The organism is Melghirimyces profundicolus (assembly GCF_003054245.1).
Lineage (GTDB): Bacteria > Bacillota > Bacilli > Thermoactinomycetales > DSM-45169 > Melghirimyces > Melghirimyces profundicolus.
The window spans coordinates 230,414-243,485 of sequence record NZ_QBKR01000002.1 but is presented as its reverse complement, the minus strand read 5'-3'; the positions used below and the strand labels follow the sequence as shown (position 1 = coordinate 243,485).

Genomic DNA, 13,072 nt, shown 5'->3' with positions numbered 1-13,072 from the left:
CTGTTCCATTTTTCTATCGCCATCGTGACACTAAACTTAAGAAATTCACTCACTGTTAATTTCCGAGCTGGATCCCAATATTTGTGTTCTTCCAGGATCGTTTGGAGTTCATCTTGGGAAAGAAGTAATTGTAAACTGCGAAGCACTGTGTTATTTTTACTCATGAGAGCACCTCTCTTGTGGGTAAACTGTGGTGGGTTTTCCCATTATACAGGAGAGTGCTCTTTTTGTTTATCCGAAATTTTGGCTAATCAACAGGCCTGGGATTCCCTAATTAATTATTTGGAAAGGTTCTATATTTAGATGGTTCTTTTGCTAATTAGTCAGCTTTCAGTATGGACAAATAAGCTTCCACCTTCTCCATATATTCCGGTGAAGGCTTTACCAACCGATCTTGCCAGAGCCTCACACTTTTCTCGCTGACACCCAAGAAGTCGGCCATCTCTTTATGTGTCATCCCGTGATATAAGCGGGCTTTTTTTAGCCGTTGGCCGAAGGAATATTCAGGAAGAGACTCGAAACAACCAAGGTGGGCAATGGGGACATTCAAAGCCTGAGATAAAAGGCGTAAGGTACTTAGCTTTGGCTTTGTTTGACCGTTCTCCAGTTTACTTAAAGCTGTAGGGCTAATCCCAACTCTGTTGGACAATTCTTGGGTAAGCAATCCCTTCGCAACACGAGCTTCTTGGATACGTGTGGCAGGGATAATGGGTTGGTTGTCTGTTTTCAAGCGGCTGTTTGGCACCAACTGAGCCATTGTTAATCCTAAGTTTTTCTCTGCATGGTTGTCCCTGCGGTTACTTCGGCTACGAGGAAGAAAGTGCCTGCACCGGCACCCATCAAGAGGTCCGGCGCTACCGCTCCAAGCTCTCCAGCCCCCTCCTGGACCAAATCGTTTGAACCCCCTGAACGATCAGGAGGCATACGAAAAATCGACGGTAAGATAAAAGGAGATTGGGGGAGTGTCCATCCACCTTATTCAAGCAAAATATAGGCGTCGGAGATGCCGAGGGCTTTCACTTCGGCCAAACGGGCTTCCGCATTTTCCTGCTTGGAAAAGGCACCGGCCTGTACGCGATAATACGTTTGTCCGTTGATTTCCACCTGAACGATGATGGCGGAGATTCCATTCTGTTCAAGGTAGGATTCCCGGGCTTGAGCATTGGTCAGGCTCTGGAAGGAGCCGGCAATCACTTTGTACAGTTTCTGTGTTTTCTTTGAGAGCGAAAGGGCTTTGGCGATTCCCAGTCCAATGGCTTCGGAAAGGTCCTGGATAAAGGTGGCGTTTGTTAACAGTTTCAGATCCTGGCTTGTATCGATAAACAGGTTTTCGAGTAAGATCGCCGACATGTTGGTTTCCCGCAGTACATAAAAGTTGGCACGCTTCTTTCCGCGGTCCCGAACGCTATATCGGGGACCGATGATTCCCATGATCGTGGAGTGAATGGTATCTTGTGACTTCACCGTGAACGGGGGCACCGTGCCGTTGTAGATATAACTCTCCCAACCCGTTCCACCCCCGGCGTTCACGTGGATGGAACAGAAGTAATCGGCGTTGTTCCGGTTGGCCAAATCGGTTCTGGAGGACAGGCTGACCGTGACATCTGTGGTCCGTGTCATCATGACGCTGACTTGGTAGTTGTTGAGGAGAAAATCCCGGACTTTAAGCCCAATCTGCAATGTGAAGTTTTTCTCTTGATAACTGCCATTTACGGCACCCGGGTCCGTTCCGCCGTGTCCCGGATCAATGACAACCAATGGCATCCTTCATCACCTCTTCTATCAATCTATGACGGAAAAGGGGATGAAGTTTGGGTTAAACAAGCCCTTTATTTATACCAATTCAAGAAGCATCCCCTTCTTGAATCTTGCATTTCCTTTCAGCACTGGTAACCGGAGGGGAGACAGAGCGGACCGTGACCTTTCTTTCGGAGGGCAACCCGGTTCGGGGCGGAAATCGGTTTCCTGCAACCCTTGGTCATTCCTCTGGACTCCTGCATAGACAGACACAAAAAGACAAAGATCATGATCTTTGTCTTTTTGTCTCACCCGGAAATCCAGGTCAATCCTTAAGGTTTTTTTGAATATAAGTAACGGTTTTCAAGAGCTCGACGGGGGAGGGGCGTCCGAAGGGGCCGGTCTGTTTATGCTTGTACATCAGGCGGCCCTGATCGTCAATGAGAATATGGGCGGGGTCTGCATGGGTTCCATGGTCTTCATAGGGATCATTTTCCCGATGGATGTAAACACCATAAGCTTCCGAGGCTTTGTATTCGGGGTCATGAAAAACAGGGAAACTGAATTGATGATCCTTTGCCATTTTCCTCAGTGCTTCGGGATCATCGGTTGAGATCACAATGGGGTCGACCTGTTTGTTTTGGAATTTCTTCAAGTTTTCCTCCAAACCTTGGAGGTCCTCAACGCAAACCGGTCACCATGCCCCCCGGAAAAACAGCAACAGTTGCCAATGACCGTTTTGCCGGCGTTGTTCATCCAGGTTCATCGGATCTCCGGTCACCGAGGTGAGAGATAGGTTGGGCGTCTGTTCTCCCAGTTTCATATCCGTCATTTTTTATCCTCCTTTTATCGGGCTTAGGATCATTGTTCCTTGGTTGTTTTCCTTTTAAACCTCACTGAAGTGAACCTGAATATTGGAGTTCGATGAGGGCCAGGGAAGATGTATCAAGAAAGGGGTGATCGCCCTTATGTCCATTTTTTCCGGGCATGTTAAGGAACCCATCCCTGGAAACGGTGGATACCGGATTCCATTTCTCTGTGAACCCACTATGAGACAAAATTCTTTTCAAAAATGTAATCCAGCTTACAGCATCATGACCCGACAGAGTCGATAATAAACGAAGATCATGGTGAGGGGGGTCGCATGATTGTAAAAGCAACCGAAACTGAGTTTCAAGACCAAGGGTTCGCGTCAGTTGATACTGAAGGAAAGGATGACGATAATGGCTGAACAAATCATGACCGTGACCGTGAACTCGGAAAGTTCCAATATGCGGACGGATGTGGAAGCGGGTAAGCATCAGTTTATCATCGATGAACCGGCCAATATGGGCGGCTCGGATTTCGGTCCCAATCCGCTGGAATATCTCCTCGGTGCCTTGGTTGGTTGTGAGAATGTCATTGCCAATTTTGTGGCCAAAGAAATGGACTTTGATCTGAAGGGAATTCGCTTCCGTGCGGAAGGGGTGTTGGATTCCCGGGGACTGATGGGGGATCCGGACGTTCAACCTTATTTTCAAAAAGTAAGAGTCCAAGCGGAGGTTCAAACCACCGAAAGCGACCCGCGTGTACAGGAACTGCAAAAAGTGGTCGATCAGCGGTGCCCGGTATTTACCCTTCTGAAAGCCGCAGGTGTGGAATTGGAAGTGGAATGGAAAAAAGTCTCCTGACAATGAGGGGAGCTTAAAGGACGATGAGACCCTATATTTCATGGGTTCCGGAATCCAGGCGGAGGGGGGAGTTCCCGTGGAAGGACAAAAGAAAGGCGCTGAATGGGCGCCTTTCTTCCTTTTTTGGAAGAACCCGGTCTTAACCCCCATACAACGCCTTAATCGGAAATGCGTGAATGCCCGTCATCACGTGAAGTTGAATCAACCGAAAGCCATCTTTTGATGTTTTTTGTAATCCGTTTCACGGTCAATGGAGGTATTTTTTTATATACTCTTCATAACCCGGGAAGGAGGGGTGAGATGGAGAAATATGATTTGCTGGTTTTGGGCGGAGGGGCAGGTGGTCTGGTCACCGCGGCGGGAGCGGCCAGTCTGGGAGCGAAAGTCGCCTTGATTGATAAAAACGAGCTGGGCGGCGACTGTTTGTGGAGCGGTTGTGTGCCGACCAAATCCCTGATCCATTCGGCGAAACAGGTGCAAGCGGCCCGACGGGCGGCCGACTTTCAACTGGAGGTCCGGGGAAAGCCGGATTTCTCCCTTGCTCATCAACGCCTGCATCAGGCGATTCAAACCATCCGAACCCACGATGATCCGAATCGGTTTCGGAAAATGGGGGTTGATGTTTATCAAGGAGCGGGCGTCTTTCAAAGTCCCCATGAAATCCAAACAGGGGACGATCGGCGAATTTGGGGGAAACGGATCGTCATTGCCACCGGATCCCGTCCTGTGGTACCAAAGATCGAGGGGTTGGAGGAATCCGGGTATTTAACCAATGAATCGGCGTTACAACTGAAGGTGTTGCCTTCATCCCTGCTCATTGCGGGCGGAGGACCGATTGGATTGGAATTCGCACAGGTTTTTGCCCGGTTCGGGGTCGAAGTGACGGTGGTGGAAATGGCTCCGGACATTCTCATTCGGGAAGATCCGGAACTCATCCCCTATGTGAAGCGGGCCTTGAAACGGGAAGGCATTCAGTTTTTGACAAAAACGAAGGTAACCGGTGTCCAAGAAAAAGGGTCCCGGAAAGAAATCACGGTGGATCAAGATGGAAGCGTCCGGAAATTTACCGTAGACGAAGTGATGATCGCAGCGGGTCGGAAGCCCAATACCGAAACACTGCAATTGGATCGGGCCGGGGTGCGGACGGAACGGGGGGCGATTCAGGTCAATCCGTACCTGCAGACCTCCCGTCGCCATATTTACGCCATCGGGGATGTCATCGGACGTTTTCCCTTTACCCATGCGGCCGGATACGAAGGGAAAACGGTCGTGGCCCATGCGGTGTTGGGACTTCGGAGAAAAGTGACTTACGATCATCTGCCCTGGGTGACCTATACCGATCCGGAAGTGTTCCATATGGGGTTGACCGAATCGGAAGCCCGTGAGAAATACGGAAAAATCCGGGTGTACAAGACTGATTTGAGTCAAGTGGATCGGTTCGTGACGGAACATGCAGCAGAAGGACTCATCAAAATCGTGACGAATCGGAAAGGAACGATCCTCGGGGCTCATGCAGTGGGTCCCGGAGCGGGGGACTGGATGCAGGAAGTGGTGTTTGCCGCGCGTTACGGGCATAAGATCGGCGACCTCTCCCAAGCGGTGGTTCCATATCCCAGCCGGGCCGCTGCTGTTCAGCAGACAGCGGATCAATACTGGAGAGAAACATTGTTCTCGGGATGGTTGCCGAAGCTCACCAAGCGATACTTGCGCTGGTTCCGTTAGAAGCGTTGTGAAAAAGTGAGCGGCAGCATTGACCCAAAGCCGATCCGGCTAGGGAAGGGCGGTTTTTATGGGGAAGACCTGGAAATGGATCAGCCTGATTTTGCTTTTGTTGATGGGATTTTGGCTGGTTCGCACCCTGGGGTGGGAGAACTTGACCCCGAAACAAATCCAACCATTCATTTTGTCCTTCGGGGTCTGGGCGCCCCTCTTCTATATCTTTCTTTATGCGGTTCGGCCGCTGTTCTTCTTCCCGGCCGTGGTATTGACCCTTTCGGGGGGGTTGACCTTCGGGCCGTGGTGGGGAACGTTGTATGATCTGATCGGGGCCTCTCTGGGAGCCGGTCTGGCCTTTGGTCTTTCCCGAACGTTGGGACGGGAAACGGTTCAGCGGTGGTTGGGAAAGCGGTTGAAGCTCTTGGATGAACGGGCGGAACGGTACGGTTTTCGAACGGTTCTGCTATTGCGTCTGATCCCTCTGATTCCCTTTGACGTCATCAGTTACAGTGCCGGCCTGTCCCGGATTCGATTCCGTGATTACGGACCTGCGACCACATTGGGAATGATCCCCGGTGCATTTGCCTACAACTACCTGGGGCATTCCCTCCATCAGGTGTTTTCCACGACGTTTTATGTCGCTCTTGGGTTCGTGGTTTTGCTGATGATTTTGCCGGTCGTGTACAAACGATGGAAAGGCTCTTCTTTTCGAAGCAGGGAACAAGGAGGTTCCAAATGAAAAAACGAATGATTCCGCTTCTGTTCACTGTCCTGGTTTTGGTCTTGGGAGGCTGCATGGGACCGTCGGAAGGTACGACCTTCTCCCGGTCTCTTTTAAAGAAACCGTGGGAAGAGGTGGTCAAACAGGCGAAGGGGACAGACATTCGGTTGTATATGTGGGGAGGAGACGAGTCGATCAACCGCTATATCGACGAATGGGCGGCCCCGAGGTTGAAGAAGCAATACGGAGTCAAGCTCGAGCGGGTCCCGGTTTCGGATACCCAGGATATTATCAATAAACTGTTGACGGAAAAGCAGGCTGGAAAAAACAAAGGAACCGTCGATCTGATTTGGATCAACGGGGAAAACTTTCATACGGCCAAAGAGCAGAAGCTGCTTTGGGGTGCTTTTGCCGACCGGATTCCCAACGTGAAGCGGTACGTGAACCGGGAGACACCGGATATCCGGTTGGATTTCGGGGAAGAGACACAAGGATTGGAAGTGCCCTGGGGAAAAGCGCAATTTGTATTCATTTATGATCGGAACAAGGTGAAAAACCCACCCAAGAGCATGGCGGAATTGAAAGAGTGGGTCCGAAACCACCCCGGAAAATTCACGTACCCGGCGCCCCCTGATTTTACGGGAAGCGCCTTTGTCCGTCAGGCCCTGTTTGAGACCACCGGCGGCCACAAACAGTATGTCCGGGGGATGGAAGACGAGCGATTCAACCGAAAAGCGGAGAAACTGTGGGCCTATCTGAACGATTTGGAGCCGTACCTGTGGCGGGAAGGAAAGACATATCCCGAAAGTCTGGCCAAACTGGACCAGCTTTATGCCAACGGGGAGGTTTGGATGACGATGGGATATGATGCGGCCCGGGCCGCCGGCGAAATCCGAAAAGGGCGGTTCCCGGAATCCACCCGGACGTTTGTGTTGGATCAAGGGACGCTGTCCAACACTCATTATCTTTCCATCCCGTTTAACGCCCCCAATCCGGCAGGGGCGATGGTGGCGACCCATTTCCTGCTTTCTCCGGACGCGCAACTGACCAAAATGGATCCCGACCACTGGGGGGAAGACATGGCGTTGGATCCGGAACGGTTATCCAAAGAGGATCAGGCGCGACTAAAGAACATGGACCGGGGCGAGGCGATTTTGCCGTCGGATAAGCTGGCGAAGCATCGGATCCCGGAAGTGCCGGCGTCGGTGGTGAATCAACTCGAAAAAGGCTGGAAATCCCATGTGGCAAAGAAGTAAACCTTACCTGCTCATCGCTCCGGCAACGGGAGCGATGCTCCTTTTGTTTGTGGGCGGATTGTGGGAAGGGGTGTTGCAAAGCCTGGGGTACCGCCCCTTGGTGGGGCAGAGTCGGCTGACCCTTCAATTTTATGAAACCCTTCTCTCTTCCGCCGATTTTTGGCGATCCCTCGGCTTAACCCTCAGGGTTTCCATCCTGTCCACCTTGGCCGGTGGCGTATTGGGACTGATGATTTCGGTCTGTCTGGTCATGTTGGCCGGTGCGGGGCCATTCAAGCACAGCCGGTTCTGGCGGCATGTGTTTCAACTCCCGCTCTTGATTCCCCATTTCGTTGCCGCCTACCTGGCGGTGGTGATGATGATCCAGACCGGCTGGATCCCCCGGTTGATGTTCGCTCTCGGATTCCTGGACCAACCCGCGGACTTTCCCGTTCTGGTGCAGGATCGATTCGGTTGGGGGATCGTACTGACCTATGCCTGGAAAGAAGCTCCCTTCATCGCCTGGATGTTATATCCGGTCCTGTACCGGACGCAGGAGAAATGGTGGGAGGTGGCCCGGGTGTTTGGAAGCGGACGATGGGCCTACTTTCGGGAGATCTTGTTGCCCCTTTTGTTGCCGGCCTGGATGACGGCCTCTTTTATCGTGTTTGCTTTTACCTTTTCCGCCTTCGAAGTTCCCTACCTGTTGGGAGTGACGTATCCGCAGATGTTGCCGGTGTGGTCCTTTGAAATGTACACCGGAGGCGATCTGACCAAGCGGCCCGCCGCCTTGGCAGTCAATGTGCTGTTGGCGGGGATGGCGGTTTTCTTCGGTTGGTTGGCCCACCGGACGGGCCGACGATTCGGGTTGTTGGAAGGGGGGCGTTGGGAGTGAGCCGCAGGCTCTTTCATCGCTTTCACAGGGTGGCGGTTTTCTTATTCATCCTGTTCATTGTGGTTCCGTTCATCCCCTTGCTTCTGTGGAGTGTGTCGGCGGGCTGGCGGTGGCCGCATGTTCTTCCGGAGTCCTTCAGCCTGAGGGCGTGGACTTACCTGTTCTCTCCTTCATCGGGATTGTGGGAATCCATGGGGGTCAGTCTTCAGGTGGCGATTGTTGTGACGTTGATCAATCTTTTGATCGCCGTGCCGGCTGCCAACGCGCTGGCCCGTTACCGGTTTTGGGGCAAAAGAGGGGTGGAAGCTTTGATGTACGCTCCTTTGGTGGTGCCTCCCTATGTGGCCATCATGGGCCTTCATCTGACATTCATCCGCTGGAATGTGACGGAAACGGTTGCCGGGGTGGTGTTGGCTCATCTCGTACCGACGCTTCCCTACATGCTTCGACCTCTGGTGATCAGTTACCGGACCCTGGGATTTCAGTGGGAGGATCAGGCCCGGATGCTGGGGGCATCCGCCTGGGCCCGTTTCCGCCATGTGGTGCTTCCGCACCTCCTCCCGGGAATCGCTGCCGGAGTGGGGCTCAGTCTTCTCGTTTCCCTCAGTGAGTATCTTTTGACGTTGTTGATCGGAGGCGGGCTGATCCGGACGTTTCCGCTCTTGTTGTTTCCGTTTTTAAACGGCGGGGATCCGGCGATCGGTGCCGCGCTATCCCTGGTTTTTGCAGGAATGACGGCAGGGTTGTTGATCACTACCGAATGGTTGTTACGACGATGTTACGGAGACTCCCATCGGACTCAGCCATTTTAGATCAGGACAGGGGGGATTCGATGCTTCAACTGACCGACATTGAAAAGCAGTACCGTTCAGGAGACCCATCCCCTGATTTCACTTTAAGCGTTCCGGAATTGACGGTGGGAAGGGGGGAGTTTTTTGCCCTTCTGGGGCCTTCCGGTTGCGGAAAAACGACGCTCCTCAAGGTGGTGGCCGGACTGATTCCGGCCGAAGGAGGGCGGGTGTGGTTTGACGGGCGGGAATGGACGGATCTGCCACCGGAGAAACGAGGGTTCGGGATGGTGTTTCAGGAACCTCTGTTGTTTCCCCATATGACCGTGAAAGAGAATGTGGCCTTTGGACTGAAAATGCGCGGATGGGGTAAAAAAAAGCGTGAGCTGCGAGCCGGGGAATGGTTGGATTCGGTCGGCTTGGATGGGTTGGAATCCCGTTTGCCGTCGGAATTGAGCGGGGGACAGCAGCAACGGGTCTCCCTGGCCCGGGCCATGGCAATTCAACCCCGCGTATTATTGATGGATGAGCCCTTCAGCGCTTTGGATCCCCAGTTGAGAGAAAAGATGAGAGTCTTGCTTAAACAGCTCCATCAGGAGCATCAAATGACCATCCTCTTTGTAACGCATGACCGGGAAGAAGCCTTTTACCTGGCGGATCGAATCGGGATTTTGACAGAGGGACGGCTTCTTCAGGCCGATCGTCCACGGAATCTTTATGAAAAGCCGTCCCATCCCGAAGTGGCCCGTTTTCTGGGCCTCCGGAATGTGATTGCGGGAAGGATGGAACAGAGCCGGTTTCATTCCGCGGAGATTCAACTTCCGATGGAGGGTGCCCGACCCGGAAAAGGATGGCTGGTCCTTTACCCGGAGTGTTTTCGGTTGAATCCATCAAAATCCGATTCATCCACCATTCCCTTTCGTGTGACCATCCGGGAAGTGATCTTTCGTACCGGCTATTATTCCATCCAAGCGGAGGTGGGTAATCTGGCCCTTAACATCCGGGAGAGGCCCACCCTGAAACCGCCGCGACCCGGGGAACAACGGACCGCTTTTTACCCCGTCTCCAAACTGCATTGGATTCCGGAAGAGAAGGGAGGGGAATGAATTGTTGGATACCCACGGGAGGAAATGGGTGCAGCCTTGGATCGAACGAATCGCCCGCTGGTTTCTCAGGTGGGGTTTGTCTGCCAACCAAGTCACGTGGTTGGCCTTTGGGATCGGTTTGCCGGTGGGTTGGTTCATTGTGTGGGACCACCCCGTCATGGCGGTTTTCCTTCTATGGATCTCCGGGATTTTGGATGCCGTGGACGGGACGATGGCCCGGCAAGAGCAACGAACCACGCCTTGGGGGACCTTGTTGGACCTCACCTTTGACCGGCTGGTGGAACTCTCCGTCATTGTGGGACTGGCGTTCCGATGGCCGGATGCCCGATTGGTTCTTCTTTTGTTGACCGCTTCCATTGTTTTTTCCATCACGGTCTTTTTGACCGTGGGAGCTTTGTCGGAAAAGAAGGGGATCAAGTCCTTTTATTATCAGGCGGGTCTGGCGGAACGGACGGAGGGGTTTCTCCTGTTTTCACTGATGATCCTGTTCCCGGACTGGCTGCCCAACACGACGGCCTTGTTTTTGGCGGTTGAGCTTTTCACGGCGTTTCAACGCATGTCGGAAGCCCGTCGCCTGTTGAAATAAAAAGAGCCGGGCCCGGCGCCGGCTCCGTTCATCCATTACACACTGTCACTTTCCTTACTGCGTTTCCGGTGGCCCCAAGATAAAATCCTGAATAAAGACCTGTGAAGCGAAGGGAATGATGCCATTGGTAAAACTGTTGACTCATCCCGGTTGCCCGGGAGGGCGTCGTGCAAAGCTCTATTTTCAACGCCATCACATTCCTTTTGAGGAAATCCATCTGTCAGAGGTGAATGCGGATTTCCAAAAAAAGATCCGTACCGACGTGATCGTGAGTCCGATGATTTTGGTCGGGAACACGGTTCTGCGTGGCTTTGATCCGGAGCCATTTCAACAAGTGTACAACCGGTGGGTGAGGATGGATGAATAAATTGTGGTACCTGTCCCAGATCAACTTGATGGAGGAGCTTCCTTTGGAGGATCTGAAGGAGATCGACCGAATGGCGCCGATGTCCAAAACGCCCAAGGGTACGATCATTTCTTCCCCCGAAGAACCCCAACCGGCTCTCTATTTACTGAAGAAAGGGAAAGTGCGATTATACAAACTCAACCGCGAAGGGAAAGAGTTCACCTTGGGGATTCTCGGGGATGGAAACATTTTCGGGGAAGTGGAGACGTTCTCCACAGGAACGCGGGATACCTATGTACAGGCGATGGAAGAGACGCTTTTATGCGTGTTAAATAAAAAGGATTTAGAGGAATTTATGAAAGAGCGCCCCTCCTTGGCCATTAAGTTAATTGGCATATTGACCGAGCGGTTGCGGGAAGCCGAGGAAATGTTGGAGAATCTGGCATATGGCAGCGTCCAAAAGCGCCTGTTGTATCTTCTTTCCAAGCTGGTTCACAATTTCGGAAATCGAAAAGGGGTGTACTGGGAACTGGATCTTCGGTTAAGTCACCAGGATTTGGCGGCGATGATCGGGGCGACAAGGGAGACGGTCAGCGCGACCCTTTCGGAGTTGACTCGACAGGGTGTGATTGCGAAAGGGAGAAACAAACGGGATTTAAGGATTCATCTGGAGAAAATGCAGTCGGTCATGAACCGGGAGTAAACGGTTCCTGAAGTCATGCAAAGACACGCACCATCGATCCCCCCTTCCGGGTTTCAAGAAAGGGGGGATTATCCATGAATCACTTCCAAAAGGGTCTCGGTAATCACCCGGTGACCCCGGAGATTGGGGTGAATGGGTTTTTTCAGTAACCGCATGTCCGACAGTCGTCCGTTGCGATAGCCGTGGATTAATTCCGGCTCCCGCCCCTGAAAGGCGGCATGAATGTCCACCAGGGAAAGGTCCCGCCGGTCGCAGATTTCCTGCAGAGCGTGATTGAACACCGGAATCCACTGCAGGGCCAATTTGGAATGAGGGATCGGATTGTAGAGGTTGCACACCAATGGGGGGACGGCCTGCAGGCTTTGAATCCGGGAAAGAATTCCGTTTATATTGGTTTGGTAGTCCGATAATGTTCGATTGAAAATTCGGGGGTCGTTCCACACTGCGTTCCGAAGATACGCATAAAGAAGGTCATTCCCTCCAACCCAGAGCGTAAGCAGGTTCGCCCGTCGAACCCACAGCCGGAGATGAAGGGAATACTGGAGCCGAAGTAGGAGTTGACGACTGGTCAACCCCTTGATCCCGGCATTGTAGGCTCGAAAGGAAGGGAGCTTCCATCCCAGTTCGGATGCCAGCATATCCACATAACCCCGTTTCCCCGGAGCGGAATAACCCCGGGTAATGGAATCGCCCAATGCGGTGTAGACGAAAGTTCGTGGGGATCTCATCAACGGTCACCTGGTTTCATTCTCATGTTATTTCATCCTATTCAGATGAAACCGAAGACGGAAGGGCAGCGTCCTCTCATCAGAAGTAAGTATGGAGGAATCGGAGAGGGGGCCGAAGCTGTACTTCTCGTAGGATGGAGGATCTTTCAGTGTATAAAAAAGAAGCCGAATCATCGGCTTCTCAAAAGGAGGTTATGAGCTACGGCAGCTACGGTTTGAATGGCTTAATATAAAAATATGAGAGCTTGGATCAAAGGGTTTGGACTTTTGATAAAAATAGCGGTTGCCCATGAAGGCAACGTTGCAGAGAAGTAGAACAAGTAAGAGGGATTTGGAAAATGAACAGGGTACGACAATGAAGATCTCAACCCCTGTGCCAAAAATAAGTTGATGTGAACGGGTTGCTCAACCCGGTTTTTAAATGGGGGTTGGACTCTTCCCTGGAAGCGTTCAGCGGCTTTGGGTCAATGCTGCCGCTCACTTTTTCACAACGCTTCCAGTGTAAAATTGATCCGCACGATGCGGATCAATTTTACAGCATTTTTTTGTCTACCAAATGGCGCCCACCAACGCAAAAATGGTGGCGATGACCAACAGGAACAGCAACAGCCGGCGGAGACCAAACAAACCAAAGTGTCCAGACAAACTTTTCTCCTCCTTTCCTCCATTTCGTTATAACAATATGTATTTCCCTGCTTCAAGGTGATAGACTGTTATCCTATGAATATAAAACAGGCGTTTGTACAGGCCGGTTCGTCCTGAAACCGAACCACTCCATTGGGCTTTTGATTTGAGTTTACCGTATTGGTATGTTGGTAGATCCGCATGGGAACAAGGCAAG

Annotated in this window: 15 protein-coding genes and 1 pseudogene; 11 read left to right on the top strand and 5 right to left on the bottom strand. The window is 52.1% G+C overall.

From position 1 onward, the window contains the following. Positions 1 to 319 precede the first annotated feature (319 nt). Positions 320 to 757: a helix-turn-helix domain-containing protein gene (locus C8P63_RS02645; protein ID WP_108021782.1), complete on the bottom strand. Its 438-nt coding sequence runs from the start codon at positions 755 to 757 to the stop codon at positions 320 to 322. On the opposite strand from C8P63_RS02645, the gene C8P63_RS02640 reads away from it, so the two are divergent. Next, on the top strand, positions 739 to 900 hold the full coding sequence (locus C8P63_RS02640; protein ID WP_342748044.1) for an ATP-binding protein: 162 nt from the start codon (positions 739 to 741) through the stop codon (positions 898 to 900). The genes C8P63_RS02645 and C8P63_RS02640 overlap by 19 nt on opposite strands. Positions 901 to 975: 75 nt before the next feature. Here the strand turns inward: C8P63_RS02640 and C8P63_RS02635 are convergent, their stop codons facing one another. The 3 genes and pseudogenes from C8P63_RS02635 to C8P63_RS18905 form a co-directional block, all read right to left on the bottom strand. Then, positions 976 to 1,764 carry an N-acetylmuramoyl-L-alanine amidase gene (locus C8P63_RS02635; RefSeq protein WP_108021780.1) on the bottom strand — a complete coding sequence of 263 codons (789 nt, stop codon included), beginning with the start codon at positions 1,762 to 1,764 and terminating at the stop codon, positions 976 to 978. Positions 1,765 to 2,062: 298 nt separating this feature from the next. Further along, positions 2,063 to 2,419 (bottom strand): annotated as a pseudogene (locus C8P63_RS02630) (peroxiredoxin family protein); the annotation flags it as partial. A 12-nt stretch (positions 2,420 to 2,431) separates the two neighbouring features. Next, on the bottom strand, positions 2,432 to 2,569 hold the full coding sequence (locus C8P63_RS18905) for a hypothetical protein (protein WP_170109451.1): 138 nt from the start codon (positions 2,567 to 2,569) through the stop codon (positions 2,432 to 2,434). 391 nt (positions 2,570 to 2,960) lie between these two features. Between C8P63_RS18905 and C8P63_RS02625 the strand changes: the two genes are divergently transcribed. The 10 genes from C8P63_RS02625 to C8P63_RS02575 all read left to right on the top strand — a co-directional run bounded on the left by C8P63_RS02625 (position 2,961) and on the right by C8P63_RS02575 (position 11,503). Next, a complete protein-coding gene (locus C8P63_RS02625) occupies positions 2,961 to 3,407 on the top strand; it encodes an OsmC family protein (RefSeq protein WP_108021778.1) in 447 nt (148 codons plus the stop codon). Positions 3,408 to 3,707: 300 nt separating this feature from the next. Next, on the top strand, positions 3,708 to 5,129 hold the full coding sequence (locus C8P63_RS02615; RefSeq protein WP_108021776.1) for a dihydrolipoyl dehydrogenase family protein: 1,422 nt from the start codon (positions 3,708 to 3,710) through the stop codon (positions 5,127 to 5,129). Positions 5,130 to 5,196: 67 nt separating this feature from the next. After that, the gene (locus C8P63_RS02610; protein WP_108021775.1) at positions 5,197 to 5,862 is read left to right on the top strand and encodes a TVP38/TMEM64 family protein; all 666 of its coding nucleotides are present in this window, start codon (positions 5,197 to 5,199) and stop codon (positions 5,860 to 5,862) included. Next, positions 5,859 to 7,100, top strand: a complete 1,242-nt coding sequence (locus C8P63_RS02605; RefSeq protein ID WP_108021774.1) for an ABC transporter substrate-binding protein — start codon at positions 5,859 to 5,861, stop codon at positions 7,098 to 7,100. The genes C8P63_RS02610 and C8P63_RS02605 overlap by 4 nt, the downstream gene beginning before the upstream one ends. Beyond that, positions 7,084 to 7,974: an ABC transporter permease gene (locus tag C8P63_RS02600; protein ID WP_108021773.1), complete on the top strand. Its 891-nt coding sequence runs from the start codon at positions 7,084 to 7,086 to the stop codon at positions 7,972 to 7,974. Before C8P63_RS02605 ends, C8P63_RS02600 begins: the two co-directional genes overlap by 17 nt. Beyond that, the gene (locus tag C8P63_RS02595) at positions 7,971 to 8,786 is read left to right on the top strand and encodes an ABC transporter permease (protein WP_108021772.1); all 816 of its coding nucleotides are present in this window, start codon (positions 7,971 to 7,973) and stop codon (positions 8,784 to 8,786) included. Before C8P63_RS02600 ends, C8P63_RS02595 begins: the two co-directional genes overlap by 4 nt. Before the next feature lie 20 nt (positions 8,787 to 8,806). Beyond that, positions 8,807 to 9,868: an ABC transporter ATP-binding protein gene (locus C8P63_RS02590; protein WP_170109450.1), complete on the top strand. Its 1,062-nt coding sequence runs from the start codon at positions 8,807 to 8,809 to the stop codon at positions 9,866 to 9,868. Between the two features lie 28 nt (positions 9,869 to 9,896). Beyond that, on the top strand, positions 9,897 to 10,454 hold the full coding sequence (locus tag C8P63_RS02585; RefSeq protein ID WP_342748042.1) for a CDP-alcohol phosphatidyltransferase family protein: 558 nt from the start codon (positions 9,897 to 9,899) through the stop codon (positions 10,452 to 10,454). A gap of 118 nt (positions 10,455 to 10,572) precedes the next feature. After that, the gene (locus C8P63_RS02580) at positions 10,573 to 10,821 is read left to right on the top strand and encodes a thioredoxin domain-containing protein (protein WP_146172094.1); all 249 of its coding nucleotides are present in this window, start codon (positions 10,573 to 10,575) and stop codon (positions 10,819 to 10,821) included. After that, positions 10,814 to 11,503, top strand: coding sequence for a Crp/Fnr family transcriptional regulator (locus tag C8P63_RS02575; RefSeq protein WP_108021768.1), 690 nt, complete (start codon positions 10,814 to 10,816; stop codon positions 11,501 to 11,503). Before C8P63_RS02580 ends, C8P63_RS02575 begins: the two co-directional genes overlap by 8 nt. Positions 11,504 to 11,571: 68 nt before the next feature. Here C8P63_RS02575 and C8P63_RS02570 read toward each other — a convergent pair whose 3' ends face one another. Beyond that, positions 11,572 to 12,231, bottom strand: coding sequence for an SGNH/GDSL hydrolase family protein (locus C8P63_RS02570; RefSeq protein WP_108021767.1), 660 nt, complete (start codon positions 12,229 to 12,231; stop codon positions 11,572 to 11,574). Positions 12,232 to 13,072 lie beyond the last annotated feature (841 nt).